At 61.7% G+C, this 23,507-nt stretch carries 22 protein-coding genes; 14 read left to right on the top strand and 8 right to left on the bottom strand.

What is annotated here, in order from left to right; translation table 11 throughout:
- The first annotated feature begins 159 nt into the window (after positions 1 to 159).
- The 10 genes from K5K93_RS10045 to K5K93_RS10000 all read left to right on the top strand — a co-directional run bounded on the left by K5K93_RS10045 (position 160) and on the right by K5K93_RS10000 (position 12,239).
- Complete coding sequence (locus K5K93_RS10045; RefSeq protein WP_025878454.1) at positions 160 to 1,530, top strand: pyridoxal-phosphate dependent enzyme; 1,371 nt, start codon at positions 160 to 162, stop codon at positions 1,528 to 1,530.
- 123 nt (positions 1,531 to 1,653) lie between these two features.
- The gene (locus K5K93_RS10040) at positions 1,654 to 2,838 is read left to right on the top strand and encodes a cystathionine gamma-synthase (RefSeq protein ID WP_222390851.1); all 1,185 of its coding nucleotides are present in this window, start codon (positions 1,654 to 1,656) and stop codon (positions 2,836 to 2,838) included.
- On the top strand, positions 2,838 to 3,632 hold the full coding sequence (locus K5K93_RS10035; RefSeq protein WP_093818805.1) for an ABC transporter permease: 795 nt from the start codon (positions 2,838 to 2,840) through the stop codon (positions 3,630 to 3,632). The genes K5K93_RS10040 and K5K93_RS10035 overlap by 1 nt, the downstream gene beginning before the upstream one ends.
- On the top strand, positions 3,622 to 4,980 hold the full coding sequence (locus tag K5K93_RS10030) for an ABC transporter ATP-binding protein (RefSeq protein WP_222390849.1): 1,359 nt from the start codon (positions 3,622 to 3,624) through the stop codon (positions 4,978 to 4,980). Before K5K93_RS10035 ends, K5K93_RS10030 begins: the two co-directional genes overlap by 11 nt.
- On the top strand, positions 4,977 to 8,390 hold the full coding sequence (locus K5K93_RS10025; protein WP_222390846.1) for a methyltransferase domain-containing protein: 3,414 nt from the start codon (positions 4,977 to 4,979) through the stop codon (positions 8,388 to 8,390). Before K5K93_RS10030 ends, K5K93_RS10025 begins: the two co-directional genes overlap by 4 nt.
- Positions 8,387 to 9,415: a dehydrogenase gene (locus K5K93_RS10020; RefSeq protein WP_222390843.1), complete on the top strand. Its 1,029-nt coding sequence runs from the start codon at positions 8,387 to 8,389 to the stop codon at positions 9,413 to 9,415. Before K5K93_RS10025 ends, K5K93_RS10020 begins: the two co-directional genes overlap by 4 nt.
- On the top strand, positions 9,412 to 9,990 hold the full coding sequence (locus K5K93_RS10015) for a D-sedoheptulose 7-phosphate isomerase (protein WP_261311960.1): 579 nt from the start codon (positions 9,412 to 9,414) through the stop codon (positions 9,988 to 9,990). Before K5K93_RS10020 ends, K5K93_RS10015 begins: the two co-directional genes overlap by 4 nt.
- 61 nt (positions 9,991 to 10,051) lie before the next feature.
- A complete protein-coding gene (locus tag K5K93_RS10010; protein ID WP_261311959.1) occupies positions 10,052 to 10,684 on the top strand; it encodes a sugar phosphate nucleotidyltransferase in 633 nt (210 codons plus the stop codon).
- Positions 10,681 to 11,277, top strand: coding sequence for an HAD family hydrolase (locus K5K93_RS10005; protein WP_093818811.1), 597 nt, complete (start codon positions 10,681 to 10,683; stop codon positions 11,275 to 11,277). The genes K5K93_RS10010 and K5K93_RS10005 overlap by 4 nt, the downstream gene beginning before the upstream one ends.
- An 80-nt stretch (positions 11,278 to 11,357) precedes the next feature.
- The gene (locus tag K5K93_RS10000) at positions 11,358 to 12,239 is read left to right on the top strand and encodes a class I SAM-dependent methyltransferase (protein WP_222390837.1); all 882 of its coding nucleotides are present in this window, start codon (positions 11,358 to 11,360) and stop codon (positions 12,237 to 12,239) included.
- A gap of 84 nt (positions 12,240 to 12,323) precedes the next feature.
- Here the strand turns inward: K5K93_RS10000 and K5K93_RS09995 are convergent, their stop codons facing one another.
- From K5K93_RS09995 to K5K93_RS09960, 8 genes are all read right to left on the bottom strand, one after another.
- On the bottom strand, positions 12,324 to 14,111 hold the full coding sequence (locus tag K5K93_RS09995) for a hypothetical protein (protein WP_222390835.1): 1,788 nt from the start codon (positions 14,109 to 14,111) through the stop codon (positions 12,324 to 12,326).
- 122 nt (positions 14,112 to 14,233) lie between these two features.
- The gene (gene rffA, locus K5K93_RS09990) at positions 14,234 to 15,364 is read right to left on the bottom strand and encodes a dTDP-4-amino-4,6-dideoxygalactose transaminase (protein ID WP_222390833.1); all 1,131 of its coding nucleotides are present in this window, start codon (positions 15,362 to 15,364) and stop codon (positions 14,234 to 14,236) included.
- Between the two features lie 32 nt (positions 15,365 to 15,396).
- Complete coding sequence (locus tag K5K93_RS09985) at positions 15,397 to 15,759, bottom strand: EamA family transporter (protein WP_222390831.1); 363 nt, start codon at positions 15,757 to 15,759, stop codon at positions 15,397 to 15,399.
- Between the two features lies 1 nt (position 15,760).
- Positions 15,761 to 16,492 (bottom strand): WbqC family protein, encoded by a 732-nt coding sequence (locus tag K5K93_RS09980; protein ID WP_222390830.1) that lies wholly within the window; start codon positions 16,490 to 16,492, stop codon positions 15,761 to 15,763.
- Positions 16,489 to 17,064, bottom strand: a complete 576-nt coding sequence (locus K5K93_RS09975; RefSeq protein WP_222390828.1) for a hypothetical protein — start codon at positions 17,062 to 17,064, stop codon at positions 16,489 to 16,491. Before K5K93_RS09975 ends, K5K93_RS09980 begins: the two co-directional genes overlap by 4 nt.
- Positions 17,061 to 18,008 (bottom strand): glycosyltransferase family 2 protein, encoded by a 948-nt coding sequence (locus K5K93_RS09970; protein ID WP_222390826.1) that lies wholly within the window; start codon positions 18,006 to 18,008, stop codon positions 17,061 to 17,063. The genes K5K93_RS09975 and K5K93_RS09970 overlap by 4 nt, the downstream gene beginning before the upstream one ends.
- Positions 18,009 to 18,111: 103 nt before the next feature.
- Positions 18,112 to 19,050, bottom strand: coding sequence for an electron transfer flavoprotein subunit alpha/FixB family protein (locus K5K93_RS09965; RefSeq protein ID WP_093818819.1), 939 nt, complete (start codon positions 19,048 to 19,050; stop codon positions 18,112 to 18,114).
- Entirely contained in the window at positions 19,050 to 19,796 is a 747-nt protein-coding gene (locus K5K93_RS09960) for an electron transfer flavoprotein subunit beta/FixA family protein (protein WP_093818820.1), read from the bottom strand. The genes K5K93_RS09965 and K5K93_RS09960 overlap by 1 nt, the downstream gene beginning before the upstream one ends.
- 284 nt (positions 19,797 to 20,080) lie before the next feature.
- Here K5K93_RS09960 and rfbB point away from each other — a divergent pair, with 284 nt between their 5' ends.
- From rfbB to rfbD, 4 genes are read left to right on the top strand one after another with little or no spacing between them, the layout of a single operon-like run.
- Complete coding sequence (gene rfbB / locus K5K93_RS09955; RefSeq protein ID WP_222390824.1) at positions 20,081 to 21,136, top strand: dTDP-glucose 4,6-dehydratase; 1,056 nt, start codon at positions 20,081 to 20,083, stop codon at positions 21,134 to 21,136.
- 14 nt (positions 21,137 to 21,150) lie between these two features.
- Positions 21,151 to 22,038: a glucose-1-phosphate thymidylyltransferase RfbA gene (rfbA, locus tag K5K93_RS09950; protein WP_222390823.1), complete on the top strand. Its 888-nt coding sequence runs from the start codon at positions 21,151 to 21,153 to the stop codon at positions 22,036 to 22,038.
- Positions 22,035 to 22,592 carry a dTDP-4-dehydrorhamnose 3,5-epimerase gene (rfbC, locus tag K5K93_RS09945; protein ID WP_132826018.1) on the top strand — a complete coding sequence of 186 codons (558 nt, stop codon included), beginning with the start codon at positions 22,035 to 22,037 and terminating at the stop codon, positions 22,590 to 22,592. Before rfbA ends, rfbC begins: the two co-directional genes overlap by 4 nt.
- Positions 22,589 to 23,485, top strand: a complete 897-nt coding sequence (rfbD, locus tag K5K93_RS09940) for a dTDP-4-dehydrorhamnose reductase (protein ID WP_222390822.1) — start codon at positions 22,589 to 22,591, stop codon at positions 23,483 to 23,485. Before rfbC ends, rfbD begins: the two co-directional genes overlap by 4 nt.
- Positions 23,486 to 23,507 lie beyond the last annotated feature (22 nt).

Genomic DNA, 23,507 nt, shown 5'->3' with positions numbered 1-23,507 from the left:
ATCCCCTTGGGCCGCCAGCCGAGCTGGTGGGCGCAGGAGGGGCCTGCGAGTGCCTGTGGGTGCCGACCGTTGGTCGGCACGCCCTACGCCTGACTTTCGTCGCCATCCGTCGGATAATCACCGGTCCGGCCCTGTGTGGCGCGAACCGAAGTCCCCCGAATGCCCATCCATTCTTCCGTCCTCGAACTCATCGGCCAGACCCCGATCGTCAAGGCCCAGCGCCTGGATGCTGGCGTCTGCGAGCTCTACCTGAAGCTCGAAAGCGCCAACCCGGGCGGATCGATCAAGGATCGCATCGGCCTGTCGATGATCGAAGCGGCAGAGAAGCGCGGCGACCTGAAGCCCGGCGCCACCCTGGTGGAAGGCACCGCCGGCAATACCGGCCTGGGCCTGGCGCTGGTGGCCCAGCAGAAGGGCTACAAGCTGATCCTGGTGGTCCCGGACAAGATGAGCCGGGAAAAGATCTTCAACCTGAAGGCGATGGGTGCCGAAGTGCGCCTGACCCGCTCGGACGTGGCCAAGGGCCACCCCGAGTACTACCAGGACCTGGCGAAGACCATCGCCGAGCAGACCCCGGGCGCCTACTTCGTCAACCAGTTCGGCAACCCGGACAACCCGGCCGCGCATGAATTCGGCACCGGCCCGGAGATCCTCGAGCAGATGGATGGCGATCTGGATGCCATCGTGTTCGGCTGCGGCAGTTCCGGCACCATGACCGGCCTGTCGCGCGCCTTCGCCACGCTGTCGCCGAAGACCGAGCTGGTGCTGGCCGATCCGGTCGGCTCCATCCTGGCCGAGTACATCAACGACGGCGTGCTCAACGACAAGTCGGGCAGCTGGCTGGTGGAAGGCATCGGCGAGGACTTCCTGCCCTCGATCTCCGATTTCAGCCGTGTGAAGAAGGCCTACGCCATCACCGACGCGGAGAGCTTCCATACCGCGCGTGAGCTGCTGGGCAAGGAAGGCATCCTCGGAGGCTCCTCGACCGGCACCCTGCTGGCGGCGGCGCTGAAGTACTGCAAGGAGCAGACCACGCCGAAGAAGGTGCTGGTGCTGGTCTGCGACACCGGCAACAAGTACCTGTCGAAGATGTACAACGACTACTGGATGCTGGACAACGGCTTCCTCGAGCGCCCGCAGCACGGTGACCTGCGCGATCTGATCCTGCGCCCGTACGGCCAGCGCGACACCGTCGTGATCGGCCCGAACGACCTGCTGACCACCGCCTACCAGCGCATGAAGCTGTATGACGTGTCGCAGCTGCCGGTGCTGGACGGTGACCAGCTGGTCGGCATTGTCGACGAAAGCGACGTGCTGCTGCATGTCTATGGCGACGAAGCCCGCTTCCGCGACCCTGTGGCCACCGCCATGGTCAGCAAGCTGGACCGGCTGGACGTGAAGTCACCGATCGAGGCGCTGCTGCCGGTGTTCGACCGCGGGCAGGTGGCGATCGTGATGGATGGTGACACCTTCCTCGGCCTGATCACCCGGATCGACCTGCTGAATTACCTGCGTCGGCGCGTTCAGTAAGGCGTTTATCGCCGCAGATCGCTGCTGAATCCCGGTTTATCCGCGTCAAAGCTCGTTAAGGCCGCGCTGATAGAATCCCGCTCCTTCGACGGCGCCGGCCATCGGCGCCAATCAGGAAACGACATGTCCAACGCTTCTTCCCCGGACCGCGCGCTGGCGCTGGCCACCCTGGCCATCCATGGCGGCCAGTCGCCCGACCCGAGCACCGGCGCGGTGATGCCGCCGATCTACGCCACCTCGACCTATGCGCAGTCCAGCCCGGGCGAGCACCAGGGCTTCGAGTACTCGCGTACCCACAACCCGACCCGCTTTGCCTACGAGCGTTGCGTGGCCTCGCTGGAAGGCGGCACCCGCGGCTTCGCCTTCGCCTCGGGCATGGCCGCCAGCTCCACCGTGATCGAGCTGCTGGATGCCGGCAGCCACGTGGTGGCGATGGACGACATCTATGGCGGCAGCTTCCGCCTGTTCGAGCGCGTGCGTCGCCGCACCGCTGCGCTGGACTTCAGCTTCGTCGACCTGACCGATCTGGCGGCCTTCGAAGCGGCGATCACGCCGAAGACCAAGATGGTCTGGATCGAGACCCCCACCAACCCGATGCTGAAGATCGTGGACATCGCCGCGGTCGCCGCCATCGCCAAGCGCCATGGCCTGATCGTAGTGGTCGACAACACCTTCGCCTCGCCGATGCTGCAGCGTCCGCTGGAGCTGGGCGCCGACCTGGTGCTGCACTCGGCCACCAAGTACCTCAACGGCCATTCGGACATGGTCGGTGGCATGGTGGTGGTCGGCGACAACGCCGAACTGGCCGAGCAGATGGCCTTCCTGCAGAACTCGGTGGGCGGCGTGCAGGGCCCGTTCGACAGCTTCCTGGCACTGCGTGGCCTGAAGACCCTGCCACTGCGCATGAAGGCGCACTGCGCCAACGCGATGGCGCTGGCACAGTGGCTGGAAAAGCACCCGGCGGTGGAGAAGGTGATCTACCCGGGCCTGGCCTCGCACCCGCAGCATGAGCTGGCGGGCAAGCAGATGGCCGGCTACGGCGGCATCGTCTCGATCGTGCTGAAGGGTGGTTTCGAGGCGGCCAAGCGCTTCTGCGAGAAGACCGAACTGTTCACCCTGGCCGAGTCGCTGGGCGGGGTGGAAAGCCTGGTGAACCACCCGGCGGTGATGACCCATGCCTCGATCCCGGTGGCGCGCCGCGAGCAGCTGGGCATCAGTGATGCACTGGTGCGGCTGAGCGTGGGTGTTGAGGACCTGGGGGATCTGCAGGTGGATCTTGAGCGGGCGCTGGGGGCGCAGGCAGCCTGATGGGCATTCTCTCGGTCTTCGGCAAGCATCGTTCGCTGGCTTTCGAGCTGACCCAGCGCGAAGTGCTTGGCCGCTATCGCGGTGCAAGCTTTGGCCTGCTGTGGTCGTTGATCAGCCCATTCCTGATGCTGCTGGTCTACACCATGGCCTTCGGCTACATCATGAAGGGACGTTGGCCGGGTTCGACGGGTTCCACGACTGACTTCGCACTGATCCTCTTCGCCGGCCTGACCGTGCACGGGTTCTTCGCTGAGTGCTTCACGCGCGCCCCCCAGCTGATCGTGGCCAACACCAGCTATGTCAAGCGTGTGGTGTTCCCGCTGGACATCCTCGGCTGGAGCATGACCTTCTCTGCGTTGTTCCATCTGCTGATGAACATCGTGGTCCTTCTGCTGCTGCATCTGGCAGTGAAGGGCAGCATCCCCCCGACTGCGGTCCTGGTGCCGGTGGTGCTGCTGCCGCTGGTGATCCTCACGGTGGGGGTGAGCTGGATTGTTTCCGCGCTGGGCGTCTACCTGCGTGATATCGGCCAGATCGCAGGTGTGATCGCTACGGCGATGCTGTTCCTTTCTTCGGCTATCGTGCCGCCCGAATCCGTGCCGGCCAGTTATCGCATCGTGTTCGAACTCAATCCACTCACCTTCATCATCAACCAGGTGCGTGAAGTGGTGATCTGGGGACGGCTGCCGGACTGGGAGGGGTTGGGCATCTATGCGCTGATCGCCTGCGCCGTGGCGCTGATAGGGCACCGTGTGTTCAACAAGCTGCGAGTGGGGTTCGCCGATGTGCTCTGATCGTGTCGATTCGGAAGTGGTGATCGACGTCCGTGGGGTCGGCAAGAGCTACCACATGTACGAGCGCCCCTCGCACCGCTTGTGGCAGGCGCTGGCTGGCAAGCGCAAGGCGTACTACAAGGACTTCTGGGCGCTGCGTGGCGTCAGCTTCAGCGTGCGCCGCGGCCAGACCGTCGGCATCGTCGGGCGCAATGGCTCGGGCAAATCCACTCTGCTGCAGATGATCGCAGGCACGCTCAATCCTACCGAAGGTTCAATATCGGTGAACGGGCGTGTGGCGGCGTTGCTGGAGCTCGGTAGCGGCTTCAATCCCGAGTTTACCGGCCGCGAGAATGTGTTCCTCAATGCGGCGATCCTGGGTCTTTCGCGAGCACAGATCGAACAGCGGCTGGAACAGATCCTCGCCTTCGCTGACATCGGTGAGTTCATCGATCAGCCTGTGCGCAGCTATTCCAGCGGCATGTCGGTGCGTCTTGCCTTCGCGGTGATTGCCCACGTAGATGCCGACATTCTCATCATCGATGAGGCGCTGGCGGTGGGCGATGCGTTCTTCTCGCAGAAGTGCATGCGCTTCCTGCGTGAGTTCCAGAAGAACGGAACGCTGCTGTTCGTCAGTCACGACGCGGCGGCGGTCACCAACCTGTGCGAGAACGCGGTGTGGCTGCAGAACGGACAGATGCGTCTGTCCGGGACTTCGCAGGAAGTGGTCGAGGCGTATATGACCGAACAACATGTGGTTGGACGCCGCGAAATGGGCGATGCCGAGATCGTCGTAGAGAAGAAGCAGCGCAAGCTTGCTTTCGATACCCCGGATTTCCGTCACGACGCGTTGCTTGAAGCTGGCGTCTCCAATCGGATCGCGCTCTTCGAGTTCGATCCGGACAACGTGGGCCAGGAATTTGGTGCGCGCGGCGCGCGCATCATCGACGTCAGCATGACCAACGATCAGGGTCAGAGGGTCGGTGTCCTGGAGGGGGGCGAACTGGTCCGCCTGCAGGTGCGTGTTGAGCTGCAGCAGGCGTTGGACAACCTGATCGTCGGATTCTACGTGAAGGATCGGCTGGGACAGCGCCTGTTTGGCGACAACAGTTACTTCGCTTGCCGGGAGACGCCGGTTTCCGGCAAGGCAGGGGAACAGGTCGTCGGCACCTTCGTGTTCCGCATGCCGATCATGCCTTCCGGCTCCTATATGGTCGACGCGGCGGTCGCTTCCGGTGACCAGCATGACCATACACAGCAGCATTGGATCCACGATGCGCTGGAGTTCCGTGCGATGGATGAAACGATGCGCTTTGGCCTGGTTGGGCTGCCGATGTTGTCGATCCAAGTTTCCAAGGAGTTGCAATGATCGAATTCACCGGCGAGCGTTTCGTGCCGACCGAGCATGGCGTAATCCGGCAGGAGCACCTGCATCGTTATGCGTGGTGCCTGCCGATGGTGGAAGGCAAGGACGTTCTGGATGTCGCCAGTGGTGAGGGCTATGGCAGCGCGATGCTCGCGTCCCGCGCGCGCTCCGTGAGGGGCGTGGATATCTCCCAGGAGGCGGTGGATCACGCAGCAGCGCGCTACGCATCGCTGTCGAACCTGACCTACATGCAGGGCTCGGCTGCCGCCATTCCGCTGGCCGATTCCAGCGTGGATGTCGTTGTTTCCTTTGAGACCATCGAACACCTGCTCGAGCAGGAAGAGATGATGGCCGAAATCCGTCGTGTGCTCAGGCCCGACGGTGTGATGGTGATGTCCTCGCCCAACAAGGAGGTCTACTCCGATCGCGCCGGCTACCACAACGACTTCCATGTGAAGGAGCTGTACCAGGACGAATTCCAGGCGCTGGTGGCCCGCTATTTCCCCGCATCGCAGCTTTGCGGCCATCGTATGTCGGTGTGCTCGACCATCACGCCGCTGCAGCATGCGGCTGGCCAGGATCGCTACCAGGCCCTGACCGACACCGGCATCGCCGTTGAGGCGCGGGTTGCCAGCGTCCCCGATGCAGTCTACTTCGTGATCGTTGCTGCAGCGGACGCGGCGCTGCTGCCGCCGACCCCGGCATCGATCCTCTACGCCGAAGCCGAAGACCTGTACGCGCAGCAGCATGACATCGCGCGCTGGGCGCAGGGGCTGGACAACGAACGTGAGGACACCGTTCGTTGGGCGCGTTCGCTTGAATCGGACCTGGAGAAGGCCCGCACCGACTACCACCGCCTGGAAGGTGAGTTCGATGAGCGCACGCGCTGGGCACTGGAGCTGGACCAGATCGTCCAGGCCAGCGGCGGCCACAACGGCGCTGCCGAACTGCGCGCACGCAACGATGTGCTGCAGGCGCAGCTGGAACAGTTGCAGGCTGAGAAGGCCAACGTCGAAGCCGACCTGCAGCGCCACCAGCAGGCATCACAGCACGAAGCGGGCGAGCTGCGCCGCCTTCTGCAGACGGCGCATGAGGCCGTTGCCAGCCGTTCTGAAGTCAGCCGTGATCTGCAACGGCGCCTTGGCCTGGCGGTCCGGCCCGGCCAGCAGGATGCGTCCGAGTTGGCAGTGCAGCAGGTCATCCGCGAATACGACGAACAGCTGGAAAGCCTGAACGAAGCGTTCGCCCAGGTGCTTGCCTCCAAATCCTGGCGCATCACCCGCCCGATGCGTTTCGCTTCGCGCCTGCTGCGTGGCGACGTGCCGGCGATCATCGCTTCATTGCGTGCCAGCGGCCTGGCACGCCATCCGTTGCTGGCGCCGCTGGCGCGCCCGGTCCGTGGCTGGCTGCTGCGTCATGACAAGGGCCAGGTCGAACCGCCTGCCGGCCTGGTCTTGCAGTCGGTGGTGGAAGATCCCGACGAAGTGCTCAAGACCCTCTCTTTCCCGGTGCATGAATCGCCGGAAGTCAGCATCGTCATTCCCACCTACGGCAATCTTCCGCACACCCTGGCCTGCCTGCGCTCCATTGCCGCCCACCCGCCGGCGGTGAGCTATGAAGTGCTGGTGCTGGAAGATGCCTCCGGCGATGCCGAGATCGAGAAGCTGGTGCCGGTTCCGGGACTGCGCTTCCACCACAACCCGCAGAACCTCGGCTTCCTGCTGTCCTGCAACCAGGCGCTGGAACTGGCCCGCGGCCGTTACACCTATTTCCTGAACAACGACACCGAGGTGCGTCCGGGATGGATGGACCAGATGCTGGACGTGTTCCAGCGCATGCCCGACTGCGGCATGGTCGGTTCCAAACTGGTCTATCCCGATGGTCGTCTGCAGGAAGCAGGTGGCATCATCTGGCGTGATGGCTCGGCCTGGAACTACGGCCGCCTGGATAACCCGGCCGATAGCCAGTACAACTACCTGCGCCCGGTGGACTACTGCAGCGGCGCCAGCCTGCTCATTCCCAGTGCGCTGCTGCGTGAGCTGGGCGGCTTCGATCCCGAGTTCGTGCCGGCCTACTGCGAGGATTCGGACCTGGCGTTCCGCGTGCGCAAGGCAGGCTTCCAGCTCTATTACTGCCCGACCTCGGAAGTCGTGCATTACGAAGGCATCTCCCACGGCACCGATACCGGCAGCGGCATCAAGGCCTACCAGGTAGCCAACCAGAAGAAGCTGCGCGAGCGCTGGCAGGACGAACTGGCACAACACGAACCCAATGGTGAGCACGTAGTGCTGGCCCGCGACCGTGCCTGGGACAAGGAAACGGTGCTGATTGTTGACCACTACGTGCCGCAGCCCGATCGTGATGCCGGTTCGCGGACCATGATCGCCTTCATCGACGCGCTGCTGGCGCGTGGCTGCGTGGTCAAGTTCTGGGCTGACAACCTGTACTTCGACCCGATCTACACCCCGCCGCTGCAGGCCCGTGGCGTGGAAGTGATGTACGGCGGACAGTGGGTAGGCGGCTTCGAGCGCTACCTGCAGGACAACCCCCATGTGGGTACCGTGATGCTTTCGCGCCCGCACATTGCCGAGCATTACATCGACGCCCTGCAGAAGCACCCGGGCGTGCGCACGGTCTATTACGGTCACGATCTGCATTTCCGACGCATGGACATGGAGGCGCAGCGCAACGGTGGCAGTGATGGCGATGCACGCCGCATGGAACAGCTGGAACGGCGTATCTGGAAGTCTGTCGACCGCGTCCTCTATCCCTCCGCGGAAGAGGCGCAGGACGTCCGCGTGCTCGAGCCATCCGTCGATGCACGCGCGATACTCCCGTATGCCTTCGACCATTTCAATGATGAGGCTGTACCCGCACAGCGTTCCGGCATCCTGTTTGTCGCTGGTTTCGCCCACGGTCCCAATATCGACGCTGCACAGTGGATGGTCGAATCGGTGATGCCGCAGGTCTGGGCACGGCACCCCGGTGTGAAGCTGTCGCTGGTCGGGTCGAACCCGACCGACGCCGTGCGCGCACTCGCCGGCGAGCATGTCGAGGTGACCGGCTTTGTCAGCGATGAAGAGCTGACAAAGCGCTACGGTACCGCGCGCGTGGCAATCGTTCCGCTGCGGTTCGGTGCCGGCGTCAAGGGCAAGGTCGTCGAAGCCATGCAGCAGGGCCTGCCGCTGGTCACTACCGGTGTTGGCGCCCAAGGTCTGGTGGGCCTTGAAGTCGTGGCCACAGTGGCCGACGAGGCCGATGGCCTTGCCGCAGGACTGTTGTCGTTGCTGGAGGATGACGCGCTGTGGTTGCAGCGTTCGCGCGCGGCGGCCAGTTACTGCCGCGGCCAGTTCTCGCGCGATGCACTGGGACGCGCGTTGGAATCGGCATTCGCAATGGAGAAGAAGGCATGATCGTTCGTTCGCGCGCGCCGCTGCGCCTGGGCCTGGCCGGCGGTGGTACTGATGTGTCGCCGTTCTGCGACCAGTTCGGTGGCTTCGTCATGAACGTGACCATCGACAAGTTCGCCTACGCGACCCTTGATGGCTCGCCCGATGGCCTGGTCGAATTCCACGCACAGGATGCCGGCGCATGCGAGCGCCTGGATCCGGAGTCCGTCGTTGCAGACCCCGGCCCGTTGCAGCTGATGAAGGGCGTGTATCTGCGCGTCTGCAATGACTTCCTGCAGGGTGAGCGGCCGGCCATCCGTATCCGCGCGCATTCCGATGCGCCGCCGGGCTCCGGCCTGGGCTCGTCTTCGACGATGGTGGTGGCACTGGTCACGGCATTTGCCGAATACTTCTCCCTGCCGCTGGGCGAATACGAGATCGCCCAGCTCGCCTACCGTATCGAGCGCGTCGACCTGCAGTTGTCCGGTGGCAAGCAGGACCAGTACGCGGCAGCGTTCGGTGGCTTCAATTTCATGGAGTTCTACGACGCCGATCGAGTGATCGTGAACCCACTGCGCATCAAGGACTGGATCTGGTCCGAGCTCGAGGCAGGCCTGGTGCTGTATTTCACCGGCGTGTCGCGTGCATCGGCCAAGATCATCGACGAGCAGTCGCGCAACATCAAGGAAGGCAAGGCCAGTTCGCTCGATGCGATGCATCGGCTGAAGGTCGAAGCAAGCCAGATGAAGGAAGCCCTGTTGCGTGGCGATTTCGAGCGGCTGGCGCAGGTGATGCAGTCCGGCTGGGAGGCCAAGAAGCTCAGCGCCAGCAGCATCTCCAACCCGATGATCGATGAGATCGAAGCGCTGGCGATGCGGCATGGTGCGCGCGCGACCAAGGTGTCGGGCGCGGGCGGTGGCGGCTTCATGATGTTCCTCTGCGATCCGGCACACCGGGTTGATCTGGTGCGCGCGCTTTCTGGCGCCGGCGGTACCGTCTTTGACACACACTTTACCCATCAAGGGGCAACGGCATGGAAAATCGGATGAACGACTTCATCAAGGCCGAGTTCGGCAAAACCCTCGAAAATTTCCAGCGCATGTCCGCCGATGCAGCGCTGGCCGCACAGATCGAGCTGGCCGTGGCGCTGTGCGTGGATGCGCTCAAGGCGGGGCGCAAGATCCTGTTCGCCGGCAACGGCGGCAGCGCTGCCGACGCGCAGCATTGGGCCGGTGAGCTGGTCAGCCGCTTCTACTACGACCGTCCGGGCCTGCCGGCGATCGCGCTGACCACCGATACGTCGATCCTGACTGCCATCGGCAACGACTACGGCTACGACTACACCTTCGCTCGCCAGATCGAAGCACTTGGCCAGGAAGGCGATGTGTTCGTGGCAATCTCCACCTCGGGCCGTTCGAAGAACATCATGCGTGCGCTGGAGGCCTGTGAAGCCAAGGGCGTTCGCGTGATCGGCTTCACCGGCGAGCACGGCGGTGACATGAAGGATCGCTGCGACATCTGTTTCCGCGTTCCGTCCAACGAAACGCCGCGCATCCAGGAGGGCCACGAGTTCATCGGCCACCTGCTGTGTGCGTTGATCGAAAGCGAAATGTTCCCACGCTGACATGGCCGCCACTGAGATCCTGATCCTGGCCGGGGGCTTCGGCACCCGCCTGCGCAGCGAAGTGCCCGACCTGCCCAAGCCGCTGGCGCCCGTCGCCGGTCGGCCGTTCCTGAGCTACCTGCTGGACCGCTATGCAGCCGCGGGCATGACCAAGGTGATCCTGGCGACCGGCTATCTCGGTGACGTGGTCGAGGAGACCATCGGCACGCGCTGGGCCGGGATGGACGTGGTGTACTCACGCGAACAGACGCCATTGGGAACCGGCGGTGCCATTGCGGCTGCCGCACGTCTGGCAAGCGGCAACGGCCTGCATGTCTGCAATGGCGATACCTATCTTGAATATTCTCCTGCTGCGCTGGAGGCGGCCGCAGAAGGCTTGCCGATGGCAATCGCGCTTGCGCGGGTAGAGGATGTCTCGCGGTACGGTACGGTTGATGTCGCGCAGGGCAAGGTGCTGCGTTTTCATGAGAAGCAGCCGGGCGGCAGCGGCCTGATCAATGCCGGCAGCTATTTTCTGAGCGCCACGGCGCTTGCTGCACTACCCGCAGAGCAGACATTTTCGTTCGAGAAGCGGGTGCTCGAACCGGCTGCCGCCAATGGCCAGGTCGGCGCGCTGGTGGATACCGCAGCATTCATCGACATCGGGGTGCCGGAAGATTTCCATCGCGCGCAGACCGAGTTCGCTGCGCGATGAGCCGTCTTCCGCATGGTCCGGGCCTGGTCGAGGGCGACGGCTTATCGGGCACCGCTGAGCGCAAGGTACTGTTCCTCGACCGCGATGGCGTCATCAACGTCAACCACGGTTACGTGCATACACCGGAGCAGACGCAGTGGGTGCCGGGCATCTTCGAGCTGTGCAAGACGGCCCTGGGGCTTGGTTATGCGCTGGTGATCGCCACCAACCAGGCCGGGATTGCGCGGGGTTATTACGACATTCAGACGTTTGAAGCGTATACGCGCTGGATGCATGCGCAGTTCGCACAACACGGCATCGCCATTGCCGCTACGCTGTACTGCCCACATCACCCGGATGCAGGGGAAGGGACGTTCACCACCGTCTGCAGGTGTCGCAAGCCGGCCCCGGGCATGTTCCTGGAGGCGGCCAAGCGCTACCCGATCGATCTGCCACAGTCGGCGTTGGTGGGGGACAAGATCAGCGATATGCATGCTGGGCACGCCGCAGGGGTGGGGCACCTGTTCCTGTTGGCAGGCGATGTCGGTAAAGGTGACGCACCGCACAATGTTGTTGTGGTGGAGACGCTGGGCGAGGCACAGGCACGGCTGTAGCCGCCCGCACGGGCAGCGCAGTCATCTTCTCCGCCCCGGCACTGCTAGGATGCTGGAACCATCATGGAAGGGAGAGGTCCGTGACGCGTTTCAAGTCGGTGTCGGAGGAGGGCGACTGCCTCCTGTGCAGCAATCCCGCCGTTCCGTTTCGAGTGGTCGACGGCGTGCAGTACTTTGAGTGTGACGCGTGTGATTTCATCTTCGCCGATCCTGCATTGATCGCTGCCATCGATGCCGGGGAGTCTCCGCGGGAGTACGACGAGGACTACTGGCGGTCCGAGCTGGAATCAGCGCGCGACCGTTCCTTCGGATCATCGTTGGCGCGGGTCGGCGAAGCGCTGCTGTACTGCGCGGTGCCGGTACGCAAGTTCATCGACATCGGTACTGGTCCGGGTTTCCTGCTGGATGCGGTGGATCGGTATCTACCTACCAGCTCCAGCAGCTTCTACGGCGTGGAGAAATTTCCTCCCGACCCAGAGTTCCGTTCCAGGCATGCCAATTATCTGTGCGGCGATCTGGGTGACATGGGGATGACTTTCGAGTGCGGGGTCTGTGTAGAGGTCGTCGAGCACCTGACGCCGGCAATGGTCGCCTCGTTGGCCACCTCCCTGCGCAAGGTCGCGGCTCCTGGCTCGCTTTTCCTGTTCAATACCGGGCTGACCGACTACGTGCGCAATGAGGATCCCGGCTACCTTGATCCTTTCCATCGCGGGCATATCACCTGCTGGTCAGAAAGCGCCGCTCGCCGGATGTTCGAGCCCCTCGGCTTCCGTGTTCTACCACTGCGAGGAAAGACCTGGGCATTCGTTGTGGAAGTACCATCCGACGATCCCAGACAGCAGATGCCACTCGCCGATCGTATCTGGTCGGCACCACAGGCCAATCTGGACCTGTTGACCGACTCGGAGATGGGCTCGGTCATGCACATCTTGGCGCGAGAGAGTGCACGAGCCTATCAGTGAAGGCCTACAAAGATTGCATCACCCCAATGCGGTCTTGGCTCTCCCGCGCCACGCAAGCAAGCGTGGCGCGGGAGCTATGTTGAATCAGTTACTCATTGATGAAACAGGTGTGCAGTCAGCGAATCTCAGCTGAAGCTGCGCGAGTATGCTTTGGTCATTCGCGCGAATAAGTGTCAATATCGAATCGTTCTCAATTGCATCATCAATAGACAGCTCCGACTTTCCGTCAGGCAGGTTAGGACGGAGAAGTGTATGCGTTGCGCCTACGGTGTCGACCCAGAGCTCAGCTCCATCTGGAGCTAGATGATTCGTATCGACTTCGAGTCGGAAGCTTGGCAACACCTTTCGCTCTGCGCACTGATCTTTTGCATCTTTCAGTGTGATTGCACCGGCTTTGTTGCTGCTTTGAATCCCCGGGGCAATTGTTTGCTTTTTGCTCACTTCAGGCGCAAATCCGGGAATGGCTTCAATTGAAGGGTACAGGCGATTACGCATTTGGAATCGTCCTGAGAAGATATTCAGCTGCCTTGTTACGAGTAGATTCATCAACCGGGAACGGGTGCTCTCAGGGTACTCGCAAACCGGCATGGTTGATGGACACCCCTGTGGATGGGATGGGTCTTTCGCCAATCTCTGCATCGTTAGTGCAGAATTCTGCCAGTACGAGGTTAGATAGTGCGGTAGCTGCCAACTGTCTCTGCTTACATACAGTTGCAGTATCAGAAGAGCGGCGAAGATGACAGACACGAATCCGCGCTCAACCGAGTGCCTGAGCGTGGCTTGACTGCTCACTCGTACAGTGCGGAAGTGAAGAGCAACGGCGATAGCGACCAAGCCGATCTGATAGCTGAGAACATAACGCGGTTGGTGGAGGTAATCCCAGCCGAATATGGGAACTCTGCCGAAAATGACTCCGGCTGTTAGTGCATAGGAGACAAGCATGAGGAATACTGCGGTCGCCAAGCTATGCTGGATTTCACTCTTCCGCCAAGCTTGGTATATGATCAACCAAAAGTAGGCGTGAAGAATGGCAACGGCTGCAGCCACGCACATCATGGCTGTCTCAGCGTGCGCCGGAACGGTTTTTACCAGGTGGTCGTAGTGTAGAAGACTGTCGGCGAAGGGGATCATCAGCCCTTTGAACGCTCCGGGACTAAGCAGCAGATCGACCAGCGAGTGGCTTGATGTCAACAGCGGTTCATTGGGATGCCCTCTGATCGACACATACCAAAGGAAGATTCGGGCGACAACCAATCCGGAAATGACCGTGGCGGTGCAATGAATCTTTCTCCTGTACGGGATTGCTGGAAGCAGCGCCCCAGTAATGAGTGCGGCTACGACAACAATGATGGCAATCTCGTCAATGCAGATTCCAAGCAAAAATGTCGTGAAGAACAGCGTGGCTGGTTTGGAGGCTTCGGCAGAGCGCATGCCCGCTGAGAAGTAGAGCGTCGCCAATACCAGCGGCAGATATCCAAGTGTCACCAGTGACCACGTGAATATTCCAGTGCTATTCAAGGATAGTCCAAGAACATAAACCAGCGCGATTAGCATCAGGGACGCTTTGCCGGTTGATTCGCCGTCAGCTCGGCTCGCTCGGACTTCTCTTGCCACAAGCCAACACCAGGCAATTCCCAAAGCCGTTCCGATCATGCCCTCAATGCGGAAATCCATATCGAAGTACTTCGTATGGAAGAGAAGAATCAACTTCTGCAATGGCTGAGAGTGATCGCTGGCGCCGCGCTGAACAAATATGTCCAAAGGCTGCAGCGTGCCATCGAAGTATTTGCTAACGAACGCATCTAGGAAGTACCAGGAGTCATCCTGCAGAAGCGGTCCAGATGCCGCGGCGCTGAACTGCCAAGCATTCATGACAGCGACAGCCGTCAGGATGGCAGCGCAGTATGCCCAGACCTTCTCAAGAAATTCTTTCGATCGTGCACTGGGTCCAAATGCGGGAAGGCCCGTTTTGGAGTATGACGTAACTTGCATGCCTACAGGCTCTCCAGTGAAGCATCGGCCGCACGCAATACCAATTCGATATTCTCTTCCAGTCCCACCCACAATGGTAGGCGGACAAGTCGATCGCTTAATGAGTTTGTGTTGATCATGTCGCCATGCTGTCTCCCTGCCTCCAAGCCTGCGGGAGCAGAGTGCAGAGGGATATAGTGAAATACAGCCTGCACGCCTTTTTTCTTCATGTTCTCGATGAATCGCGAACGAGTTTCCTGATCAGGAAGTAGCATATAGTACATATGTGCGTTGTGGGTGCAGTCCTCAGGAACGATGGGTCGCCGGATTATGCCCGATAGTTCGTGACGTGCCGCCCACGCGTGGTAGGTATCCCAGAGAGCCAGGCGACGAGCAGTAATCTCGGGAGCAGCGTCCATCTGTGCAGAGAGGAATGCTGCCGTGATTTCACCCGGTAGGAAGGACGATCCCACGTCGACCCAAGTGTACTTATCCACTTGGCCCCTGAAGAAGCGGCTACGGTTCGTGCCTTTCTCGCGAATGATTTCCGCGCGCTCCGCGTACTTCGGATCTCTGCACAGCAGTGCCCCGCCTTCACCGGAAATTATGTTCTTAGTCTCATGGAAACTCAGTGCTCCCAGATCGCCGATGGTGCCGAGCGGGCGGTCTTTGTACGTGGACATGATGCCTTGTGCCGCATCTTCGACCACTGCAAGTCCGTGGCGACCTGCAATCTCCATGATTTCATCCATGGCGCAGGCTACACCTGCGTAATGGACCACGCAGATGGCTCTTGTACGCGGTGTGATTGCCGCCTCGATCAGGCGTTCGTCGAGATTCAGAGTGTCAGCACGCACGTCAACAAATACTGGCACGGCTCCGCGCAAGACAAATGCGTTTGCCGTAGAGACGAAGGTGTACGATGGCATAATGACTTCGTCGCCTGGCTCCAGATCCAAAAGCAGTGCGGCCATTTCCAAGGCGGATGTGCAAGAATGCGTAAGGAGGGCGCTTGAGGCATGTGTCTGGTTGCGAAGCCACTGATGGCATTTTTTGGTAAACGGGCCATCACCGGAAAGGTGTCCATTTCCATGAGCCTGAGCAATCAGCGAAAGCTCACGTCCGGTCATGTAAGGCTTGTTGAAGGGAATCATTTATCTCTAGCTCCGGAATGTGGTGGTTGGCATCAGGCCGAGCGCGACAGGACGGCGACACCCAAGACAATTATCAGCGTTCCGGCGATCTTGTAGCCGTCCAGATGTTCGCGGAAGATCAGGGCTGCCATGATGGCAACGAGCACAAAGTTGAATGACATGTACGGATATGCTTTGCTCAAAGGCAGGCGACTAATCGCTGCCATCCAGCAGATCGAGGCGGCAAAGGCGGCGGCAAATCCTGAGATGACCCAGGGCTTCAGCAAAAGCGCCACCATATTCATCACTGAGTATGGTTGAGTAATGAGGTGAGAGTTCGCTGTCACTTGCCATTTCAGCACGAGCTGTCCATAGACCGTCAGCAGTATCGTCATCGCAATGAAGACATAAGCCATATCAGGTCTCCTGACCGCCCGCGCTGACGCCAGAGCTTCGCCATCCCCAGATGTAATGAGGTGCATCCGGGCCGGCGTTGAAGAGAAGGTCCAGAATGCTGACCGCATGCTCAAATGAGTTGCTGTACTGCTTGTACGTGGGGTATCCGCTGTAATCTTTGTACTCAAGCTCAATGCCTGCCGCCGCAAATCGATCCGGGTCAATATATGAGCGAGCCGCCGGGCCGGACAGGTAATGTGTAGCACCAGCCTTCTGCAACAGATTGATCAGGCGATCAAGCTTTGAGCCTTCTGCGGAAAAGGCTCTCGAGTCGAGGAACTCTGTCTTGATGCCTAGCAGATCCCGGGCAATCACCTGAGTCATATGCTGGTTCATCTCTGACAGGGAGTCCCACTGCCTTTCAAGGAAAAGTTCTTCAAGTCGTGGTGAGAGCTCGTGAAAAAAAGGGCTCTTTGTATAGGCGTGCCGGATCGTCGACCAATGTTTGCGTTGCCAGCTCTTGTTCGGGAGTTTGACTTCGTTGATCAGCCGCTTGATGTCGCTTCCGGTTGGGACGGTAAGCCATACCGGGCTCCCATTGGCGATTACTCGGTTTCTCGAGCGCCAATCCTGATATGTAAACTGGACGTCATCATAGAAGATGAATGCATCGACGTCGTGGATGATGTCGAAATACCCCTTCCACGGGATATAGCTCGACTGCAGGACGGCGATTCGCTTCTGGTTGGTCATTTTTCTTTATTCTTCGTCTGGTAGCGCGTGGCAGCCTTTACGAAGCCGCCATCTTCCACTGAGGAGCTGTCGATGATGGTGCAATTGGCGCCGATGAAGCTGTCTTGTCCAATCGAAACGAATCCGCAGAGCGTTGCGCCGGGGCTGATGAATGTGTTTCTGCCGATCTGGTTATCGTGGCTGACGATTGCGCCAGGCCAGAGGACGCATGCGTCACCGATGGTTGTGAAGGCATCTACGTTTACCCCGGACATCAGTAAACAGCCATCGCCAATGCTTGCGCGGCTACTTACTACCGCACGCGGGTGTACAAGCGTCGGGAAGTGGAACCCTCTTTGGCTTAGGACATCGAACAACTCGATTCGGGCTGTCAGGTGTTTGTACCCGATGGCCATGACCAGATCAAAATCTGTGGCCGAGATGGCTTCGCCCAGCTGCGTAGTGGTTCCTGCTATGCCTGGCCCGGTGTGGTAGTCGTCCACGTACCCTGCAACTTTCCTGCCGCAGTCTTCCGCAAGCACGGCCATAAGATGGCCGAACGACGATGCGCCAATGATGAGCAGTGGCTTCAATGCGTTGTCTCTGCTTCGATGAGGAAGAGTGGCATTGACGCGGTCTTGAAGTTGATGCGTGCGATGTACTCGCCAAAAATCCCGAGGATCAGCAGCTGGATGCCTCCAAGGAAGGTCATGCCTGCCATGATGGACGCATAGCCGCTTACACTCACAGTGCCTATAAGCTTGAGTACGAGAATCAGAAGCCCCCATGCCGCACCGCCCACGGAGGCGCCCACGCCCATCCACGTGGCGACCCTGAGTGGCAGATCCGAGAAAGTAACGAAGATGTTGATCATGTGGGCGACAAGCTTTCGCAGGCTGTAGCTACTCGTTGCGTGAGCACCGGTATCATGCGGCACGATCACTGTTGCATATGTGTTCGTGATCCAGGAGATGTAGCCATCAATGAAGGTGAAGGGCGATTGGAATCGTTCCAGCCCCTTCGCAACCGACTGGTGAATTACCCGGAATGACGTGTATTCCCGATTCAAACTCGGAATGGCAAACTTGAACGCGCTCCTGCCCAGTTCGGATGTAAAATTGCGCCATCGAGCATGGGAGCGCTTCTCGTTCACACCGTAGACGACGAGATGGCCCTGTCGAGCTTTTTCGAGCAGTGCGGGTACGGACTCTGGAGGCTGCTCGAGGTCCTCGTCTATCGTAATGATCCACTCTCCGCGGGCATTGGAGATGCCGCACAGCGTGGCGGCGTGCTGGCCGAAATTCTTGCTGAGGCGGATTCCTCGCACCTGACCATGCTGTTGAGCCAGCGCGCTGATCGAGGGCCAGTTTTCGGCATTCCCACGATCATCCACGAAAATGACCTCGAATTCATCGCCAGTTGCCTGAAATGCGAGCTGCAGACGACGGAAGAGCTCGGCAATCGAACTAGCGCCACGATAGACAGGCACGACGACACTGACATTTGGCGAAGCGGCTGCGAGTTCATTGGAGGGCATGACAGGTTGGCGTGTTCCAGTTGGAACGAAATATTAACCGGGTTCCACCCCCGAAACACGCAGCGCCCCCCGTTCAAGGAACGGAGGGTGCTTCGCGAGCCCGTTACAGCGCCTTTTCCAGCTCCGGCAGGATCGCAAACAGATCCCCCACCAGACCGATATCGGCAATCTCGAAGATCGGCGAATCCGCATCCTTGTTGATCGCCACGATCGTGCCGGCATCCTTGATGCCGGTCAGGTGCTGGATGGCGCCGCTGATGCCGACCGCCACATACAGCTCCGGCGAGATGATCTTGCCGGTCTGGCCAACCTGCAGGTCGCTCGGCACGTAGCCGGCATCGACCGCAGCGCGCGAGGCTCCGACGGCGGCGCCGAGCTTGTCGGCCAGCTGGAAGATGACCTTGAAGTTCTCTTCCGAACCGACGCCACGGCCACCGGAGACCACGCGCTTGGCGCTCTGCAGGTCCGGGCGGTCGCTGGCGCCAGCGGCCAGGCCGACGAAGCGGGTGTGGGTCGGCAGCGCTGCATCGACGCTGGCCGCTTCAACGGCGGCACTGCCGCCCTGAGCGGCTTCCGGCCAGGAGGCGGCGCGCACCGTGGCGACCACGATCTGGTCGGCCGGTACTTCCACGGTGATGATCGCGTTGCCGGCGTAGATCGGCCGCTTGAAGCTGTGGCTGCCTTCGACGGCCATCAGGTCGGAGACCTGGTTGACGCCGAGCAGGGCGGCTACGCACGGCATCAGGTCCTTGCCGAAGGTGGTCGACGGGCCGAACACGTGGGTGTAGCCCTTGGCCAGCTGCGCGATCTGCGGGGCCAGTACCTGGGCCAGCGCCTGCGCGTTGGCGGCATTGGCCACGGACAGGACCTTGGCGACGCCGGCGATCTTGGCCGCTTCAGCCGCAACGGCAGTCGGGTCGGCGGCCAGCACCAGCACGTCGATGCTGGCGCCGGAAATGGCGGCGGCCGCGCTGACGGTCTTGGCGGTGGCGGCGTTGAGCTTGCCGTCGTGGTGCTCGGCGATGACGAGAATCTTGCTCATTACAGCAACCCCTTCTGCTTGAGTGCGGCAACCAGTTCGGCCGCGTCCTTGACCATCACACCCTTGCTGCGCTTGGACGGCGCGGCGTACTGGGTGGTCTTGAACGTATCGGCGGCTTCAACACCGAGGTCGGCCAGCTGCAGCGTCTCCAGCGGCTTGGCCTTGGCCTTCATGATGTCGGGCAGCTTGATGAAGCGCGGCTCGTTCAGGCGCAGGTCGGTGGTGACCACCGCCGGCAGGTCCACTTCCAGCGTTTCCAGGCCGGCGTCGACTTCACGGGTCACGGTGGCCTTGCCGTCGGCAATCTCGAGCTTGCTGGCGAAGGTCGCCTGCGGACGGCCCCACAGCGTGGCCAGCATCTGGCCGGTCTGGTTGGCGTCGTCGTCGATGGCCTGCTTGCCCAGGATCACCAGGTCCGGCTGTTCCTTCTCGACCAGCTTGAGCAGGGTGCGGGCAGCGGTCAGCGGCTGGATGGCCTGGTCGGTGACCACGTGGATGGCGCGATTGGCGCCCATGGCCAGACCGTTGCGCAGGTGCGCCTGAGCGTCGGCCGGGGCGATGGTGGCGACCACGACTTCGCTGGCGATGCCCTTGTCGCGCAGGCGCAGGGCTTCTTCCAAGGCGATTTCATCGAAGGGATTGGGGGACAGCTTGACGCCATCGGTGACCACGCCGGAGCCGTCCGGCTTGACCTGAATGCGGACGTTGTAGTCCACCACGCGCTTGTACGCGACGAGGATTTTCATCTGGTACTCGATCCTTGTAGTGCCGGCCGCTGGCCGGCTCACAGTAACGGGAAACGTCCGGTCCTCGCACAGCAACCGGTTCGGGGGTGGGACCTTGATTCTAGCTGGCTTGGGGTGACCATGCGAATGCGTATGGTTATGCTGCGATGCCGCATGGAAAGCGCCGCAGCGACCTGCGTTCACGTGCAGCAGGCAGTCGTGAAGACAGGGCCGATGTATCCTGTAACGCTGAATCGGGCCTCTGCGCGTGGCCCGCAGTCGAAACTTCTACAGGAGAACGAGTAGTGCCTACATGGCTTGTCACCGGCGGTGCCGGATTCATTGGCGGTAACTTCGTTCTCGAGGCGGTCGCCCGTGGCGTCAAAGTCCTCAATCTCGATGCGCTGACCTACGCCGGCAACCTGAAGACCCTGTCCAGCCTGGAGGGCAACCCGAATCACGTGTTCGTGCAGGGCGACATCGGTGACAGCGCGCTGGTTACCCGCCTGCTGGCCGAGCACCAGCCCGATGCGGTGCTGAACTTCGCCGCCGAAAGCCACGTCGACCGTTCCATCGACGGCCCGGGCGCGTTCATCCAGACCAATGTCGTCGGCACCCTCGGCCTGCTCGAGGCCGTGCGCGATTACTGGAAGGCGTTGCCGGCCGAGCAGGGCGCGGCTTTCCGCTTCCTGCATGTCTCCACCGACGAGGTGTACGGCACCTTGGGCGAGACCGGCAAGTTCAGCGAAACCACCCCGTATGCCCCGAACTCGCCGTACTCGGCGTCCAAGGCCGCTTCGGACCACCTGGTCCGCGCCTTCCACCATACGTACGGGCTGCCGGTGCTGACCACCAACTGCTCCAACAACTACGGTCCGTACCACTTCCCGGAGAAGCTGATCCCGCTGGTGATCGCCAAGGCGCTGGCCGGCGAGCCGCTGCCGGTATACGGCGACGGCAAGCAGGTGCGTGACTGGCTGTTCGTGTCCGACCACTGCGAAGCGATCCGTACCGTGCTGGCCAAGGGCCAGGTCGGCGAGACCTACAACGTCGGCGGCAACTCCGAAAAGCAGAACATCGAAGTGGTGCAGGCGATCTGCGCGCTGCTGGACCAGCGCCGCCCGCGTGCGGACGGCCAGCCGCGCAGCAGCCAGATCACCTACGTGGCCGACCGCCCGGGCCATGACCGCCGTTACGCGATCGATGCCTCCAAGCTGAAGAACGACCTGGGCTGGGAACCGGCCTACACCTTCGAGCAGGGCATCACCTTCACCGTCGACTGGTACCTGGACAACCAGGAATGGGTCAACGGCGTGCTCGACGGCAGCTACCGCCTGCAGCGCATCGGCACCGCGGCCTGAACCCAGGAGACGACATGACCCAGCGCAAGGGCATCATCCTCGCCGGTGGCTCCGGCACCCGGCTGTATCCGATCACCAAGGGCGTCAGCAAGCAGCTGCTGCCGGTGTATGACAAGCCGATGATCTATTACCCGCTCAGCGTGCTGATGCTGGCGGGCATCCGTGAAGTGCTGATCATCAACACCCCGCACGAGCAGACGCTGTTCCAGCAGCTGCTGGGCGATGGTTCGCAGTGGGGCATGGACATCCAGTACGCCGTGCAGCCGAGCCCTGATGGCCTGGCCCAGGCGTATCTGATCGGCCGCGATTTCGTGGCCGGCAAACCAAGCTGCCTGGTGCTGGGGGACAACATCTTCCACGGCCACGGCCTGCGCGAGGTGCTCAAGCGCGCCGACGAGCGCGTGGACGGTTCGACCGTGTTCGGCTACTGGGTCAATGACCCGGAGCGCTACGGTGTTGCCGAGTTCGACAAGAGCGGCAAGGTGATCGACCTGGTCGAGAAGCCGGAGAATCCGCGTTCGAACTATGCGGTCACCGGGCTGTATTTCTACGACGGCAAGGCCAGCGACTACGCTGCCGAGCTCAAGCCCTCGCCGCGTGGCGAACTGGAAATCACCGATCTCAACAAGCGCTACCTGCAGGAGGGCAATCTGCACCTGGAAGCGCTGGGACGTGGTTATGCGTGGCTGGATACCGGTACCCATCAGTCGCTGCTGGAAGCGTCCAACTTCATCGAGACGATCCAGACCCGCCAAGGCCTGCAGGTCTGCTGTCCGGAAGAAATCGCCTTCGGTCAGGGCTGGATCAACGCCGAGCAGCTGGAAGCGCTGGCTGCGCCGCTGATCAAGAATGGCTATGGCCAGTACCTGCACACGCTCGCCCTGCGGGGAGTCGTTCCGTGAAAGTGATCGAAACTTCACTGCCGGGTTGCCGGGTGATCGAACCGGCGGTTTTCGGTGATGAGCGTGGTTTCTTCTACGAGACCTGGAACGCTGAGCGCTTCGCTGCATTGGGCCTGCCGGATCGCTTCGTGCAGAGCAATGTGTCCACCTCCAGCCGGGGTGTGCTGCGCGGGCTGCATTACCAGTGGCCGCGGCCCCAGGGAAAACTGGTATCAGTGCTGGAAGGCGAGGTGTACGACGTCGCCGTCGACATCCGCCGCGGCTCGCCGACGTTCGGCCGCTGGGAAGCGGTCGTGTTGAGCGCTGAAAACAGGAAGCAGTTCTGGATTCCCGAAGGCTTCGCCCACGGATTTGCCGTGCTGTCCGAGCGCGCACTGTTCAGCTACCTGTGCACGGATGTCTACGTCAAGGAGGTGGATGCCGGCATCCGCTGGAACGATGCCGATATCGCCGTGGACTGGCCGATCAGCACCCCGACCCTTTCGGCCAAGGACGAGAATGCCCCGTTCCTGAAGGACATCGCCGAAGATCGCTTGCCGGTGTACCAGCCATGACGGTGCTGCTGTTCGGCGGCAACGGCCAGGTCGGCCAGGAGCTGCTGCGCGCGCTGGCACCGCTGGGCAAGGTGGTTGCGACCACCCGCAGCGGCGTCCTGCCCGATGGCAGCGCCTGTGAAACCGCTGATTTCGGCCGGCCTGACAGCCTGCCGGCACTGCTGGATCGCCTGCAGCCGTCGGTGGTGGTCAATGCGGCCGCTTACACCGCCGTCGACCGTGCCGAACAGGAGGTGGACGCCGCCTTTGCGGCCAACGCGCAGGCGCCAGGCGTCATCGCGCGCTGGTGCGCGGCGCATGGTGTGCCGTTCGTGCATTACTCCACCGACTACGTGTTCGATGGCCAGGGCACGGCCCCGTACCGTGAGGATGAACCGACCGCGCCGCTGGGGGTCTATGGCACCAGCAAGCGTGATGGCGAAGACGCCGTGCGCGCTGCCGGCGGCCGTCATCTGCTCTTCCGCACGGCGTGGGTGTATGCCTCGCACGGTGCCAATTTCCTGCGCACGATGCTGCGGGTGGGCGCTGAGCGCGATCAGCTGCGTGTGGTGGCCGACCAGATCGGCACGCCGACGCCGGCGGCATTGATCGCGGATGTCACCGTGCAGGCGCTGCAGCATCCGGGCGCGCTGTCGGGAACGTGGCATCTGACGGCGTCGGGCCAGACCAGCTGGCATGGTTTTGCCGAGGCGATTTTCGCTGAAGCACTGGCGACGGGCGTGCTGGCCAAGGTGCCGTCGGTTGAAGCCATCCCCAGTTCCGAATACCCGACCCCGGCCAAGCGTCCGGCGTGGTCGGTGCTGGACAACCGCAAGCTGCAGCAGGACTTTGGCATCGTGCTGCCAACGTGGCAGGACGGCCTGAAGCGGGTCATGGCCGAACTGGCCAGCTGAAGGTAGCGCCGGGCCATGCCCG

Origin of the sequence: Stenotrophomonas sp. DR822 (assembly GCF_019793815.1) — a bacterium.
Lineage (GTDB): Bacteria > Pseudomonadota > Gammaproteobacteria > Xanthomonadales > Xanthomonadaceae > Stenotrophomonas > Stenotrophomonas indicatrix.
Note: the sequence above shows the minus strand (reverse complement) of the source record. Positions and strands in the feature narration are given on the sequence as shown.

Excerpts from the sequence above, each read along its gene's own strand:
- K5K93_RS10045 (WP_025878454.1), top strand. The coding sequence starts at position 160 with ATGCCCATCCATTCTTCCGTCCTCGAACTCATCGGCCAGACCCCGATC.
- K5K93_RS10040 (WP_222390851.1), top strand. The coding sequence starts at position 1,654 with ATGTCCAACGCTTCTTCCCCGGACCGCGCGCTGGCGCTGGCCACCCTG.
- K5K93_RS10035 (WP_093818805.1), top strand. The coding sequence starts at position 2,838 with ATGGGCATTCTCTCGGTCTTCGGCAAGCATCGTTCGCTGGCTTTCGAG.
- K5K93_RS10030 (WP_222390849.1), top strand. The coding sequence starts at position 3,622 with ATGTGCTCTGATCGTGTCGATTCGGAAGTGGTGATCGACGTCCGTGGG.
- K5K93_RS10025 (WP_222390846.1), top strand. The coding sequence starts at position 4,977 with ATGATCGAATTCACCGGCGAGCGTTTCGTGCCGACCGAGCATGGCGTA.
- K5K93_RS10020 (WP_222390843.1), top strand. The coding sequence starts at position 8,387 with ATGATCGTTCGTTCGCGCGCGCCGCTGCGCCTGGGCCTGGCCGGCGGT.
- K5K93_RS10015 (WP_261311960.1), top strand. The coding sequence starts at position 9,412 with ATGAACGACTTCATCAAGGCCGAGTTCGGCAAAACCCTCGAAAATTTC.
- K5K93_RS10005 (WP_093818811.1), top strand. The coding sequence starts at position 10,681 with ATGAGCCGTCTTCCGCATGGTCCGGGCCTGGTCGAGGGCGACGGCTTA.
- K5K93_RS09995 (WP_222390835.1), bottom strand. The coding sequence starts at position 14,111 with ATGAATGCTTGGCAGTTCAGCGCCGCGGCATCTGGACCGCTTCTGCAG.
- rffA (WP_222390833.1), bottom strand. The coding sequence starts at position 15,364 with ATGATTCCCTTCAACAAGCCTTACATGACCGGACGTGAGCTTTCGCTG.
- K5K93_RS09985 (WP_222390831.1), bottom strand. The coding sequence starts at position 15,759 with ATGGCTTATGTCTTCATTGCGATGACGATACTGCTGACGGTCTATGGA.
- K5K93_RS09980 (WP_222390830.1), bottom strand. The coding sequence starts at position 16,492 with ATGACCAACCAGAAGCGAATCGCCGTCCTGCAGTCGAGCTATATCCCG.
- K5K93_RS09970 (WP_222390826.1), bottom strand. The coding sequence starts at position 18,008 with ATGCCCTCCAATGAACTCGCAGCCGCTTCGCCAAATGTCAGTGTCGTC.
- K5K93_RS09965 (WP_093818819.1), bottom strand. The coding sequence starts at position 19,050 with ATGAGCAAGATTCTCGTCATCGCCGAGCACCACGACGGCAAGCTCAAC.
- K5K93_RS09960 (WP_093818820.1), bottom strand. The coding sequence starts at position 19,796 with ATGAAAATCCTCGTCGCGTACAAGCGCGTGGTGGACTACAACGTCCGC.
- rfbA (WP_222390823.1), top strand. The coding sequence starts at position 21,151 with ATGACCCAGCGCAAGGGCATCATCCTCGCCGGTGGCTCCGGCACCCGG.
- rfbD (WP_222390822.1), top strand. The coding sequence starts at position 22,589 with ATGACGGTGCTGCTGTTCGGCGGCAACGGCCAGGTCGGCCAGGAGCTG.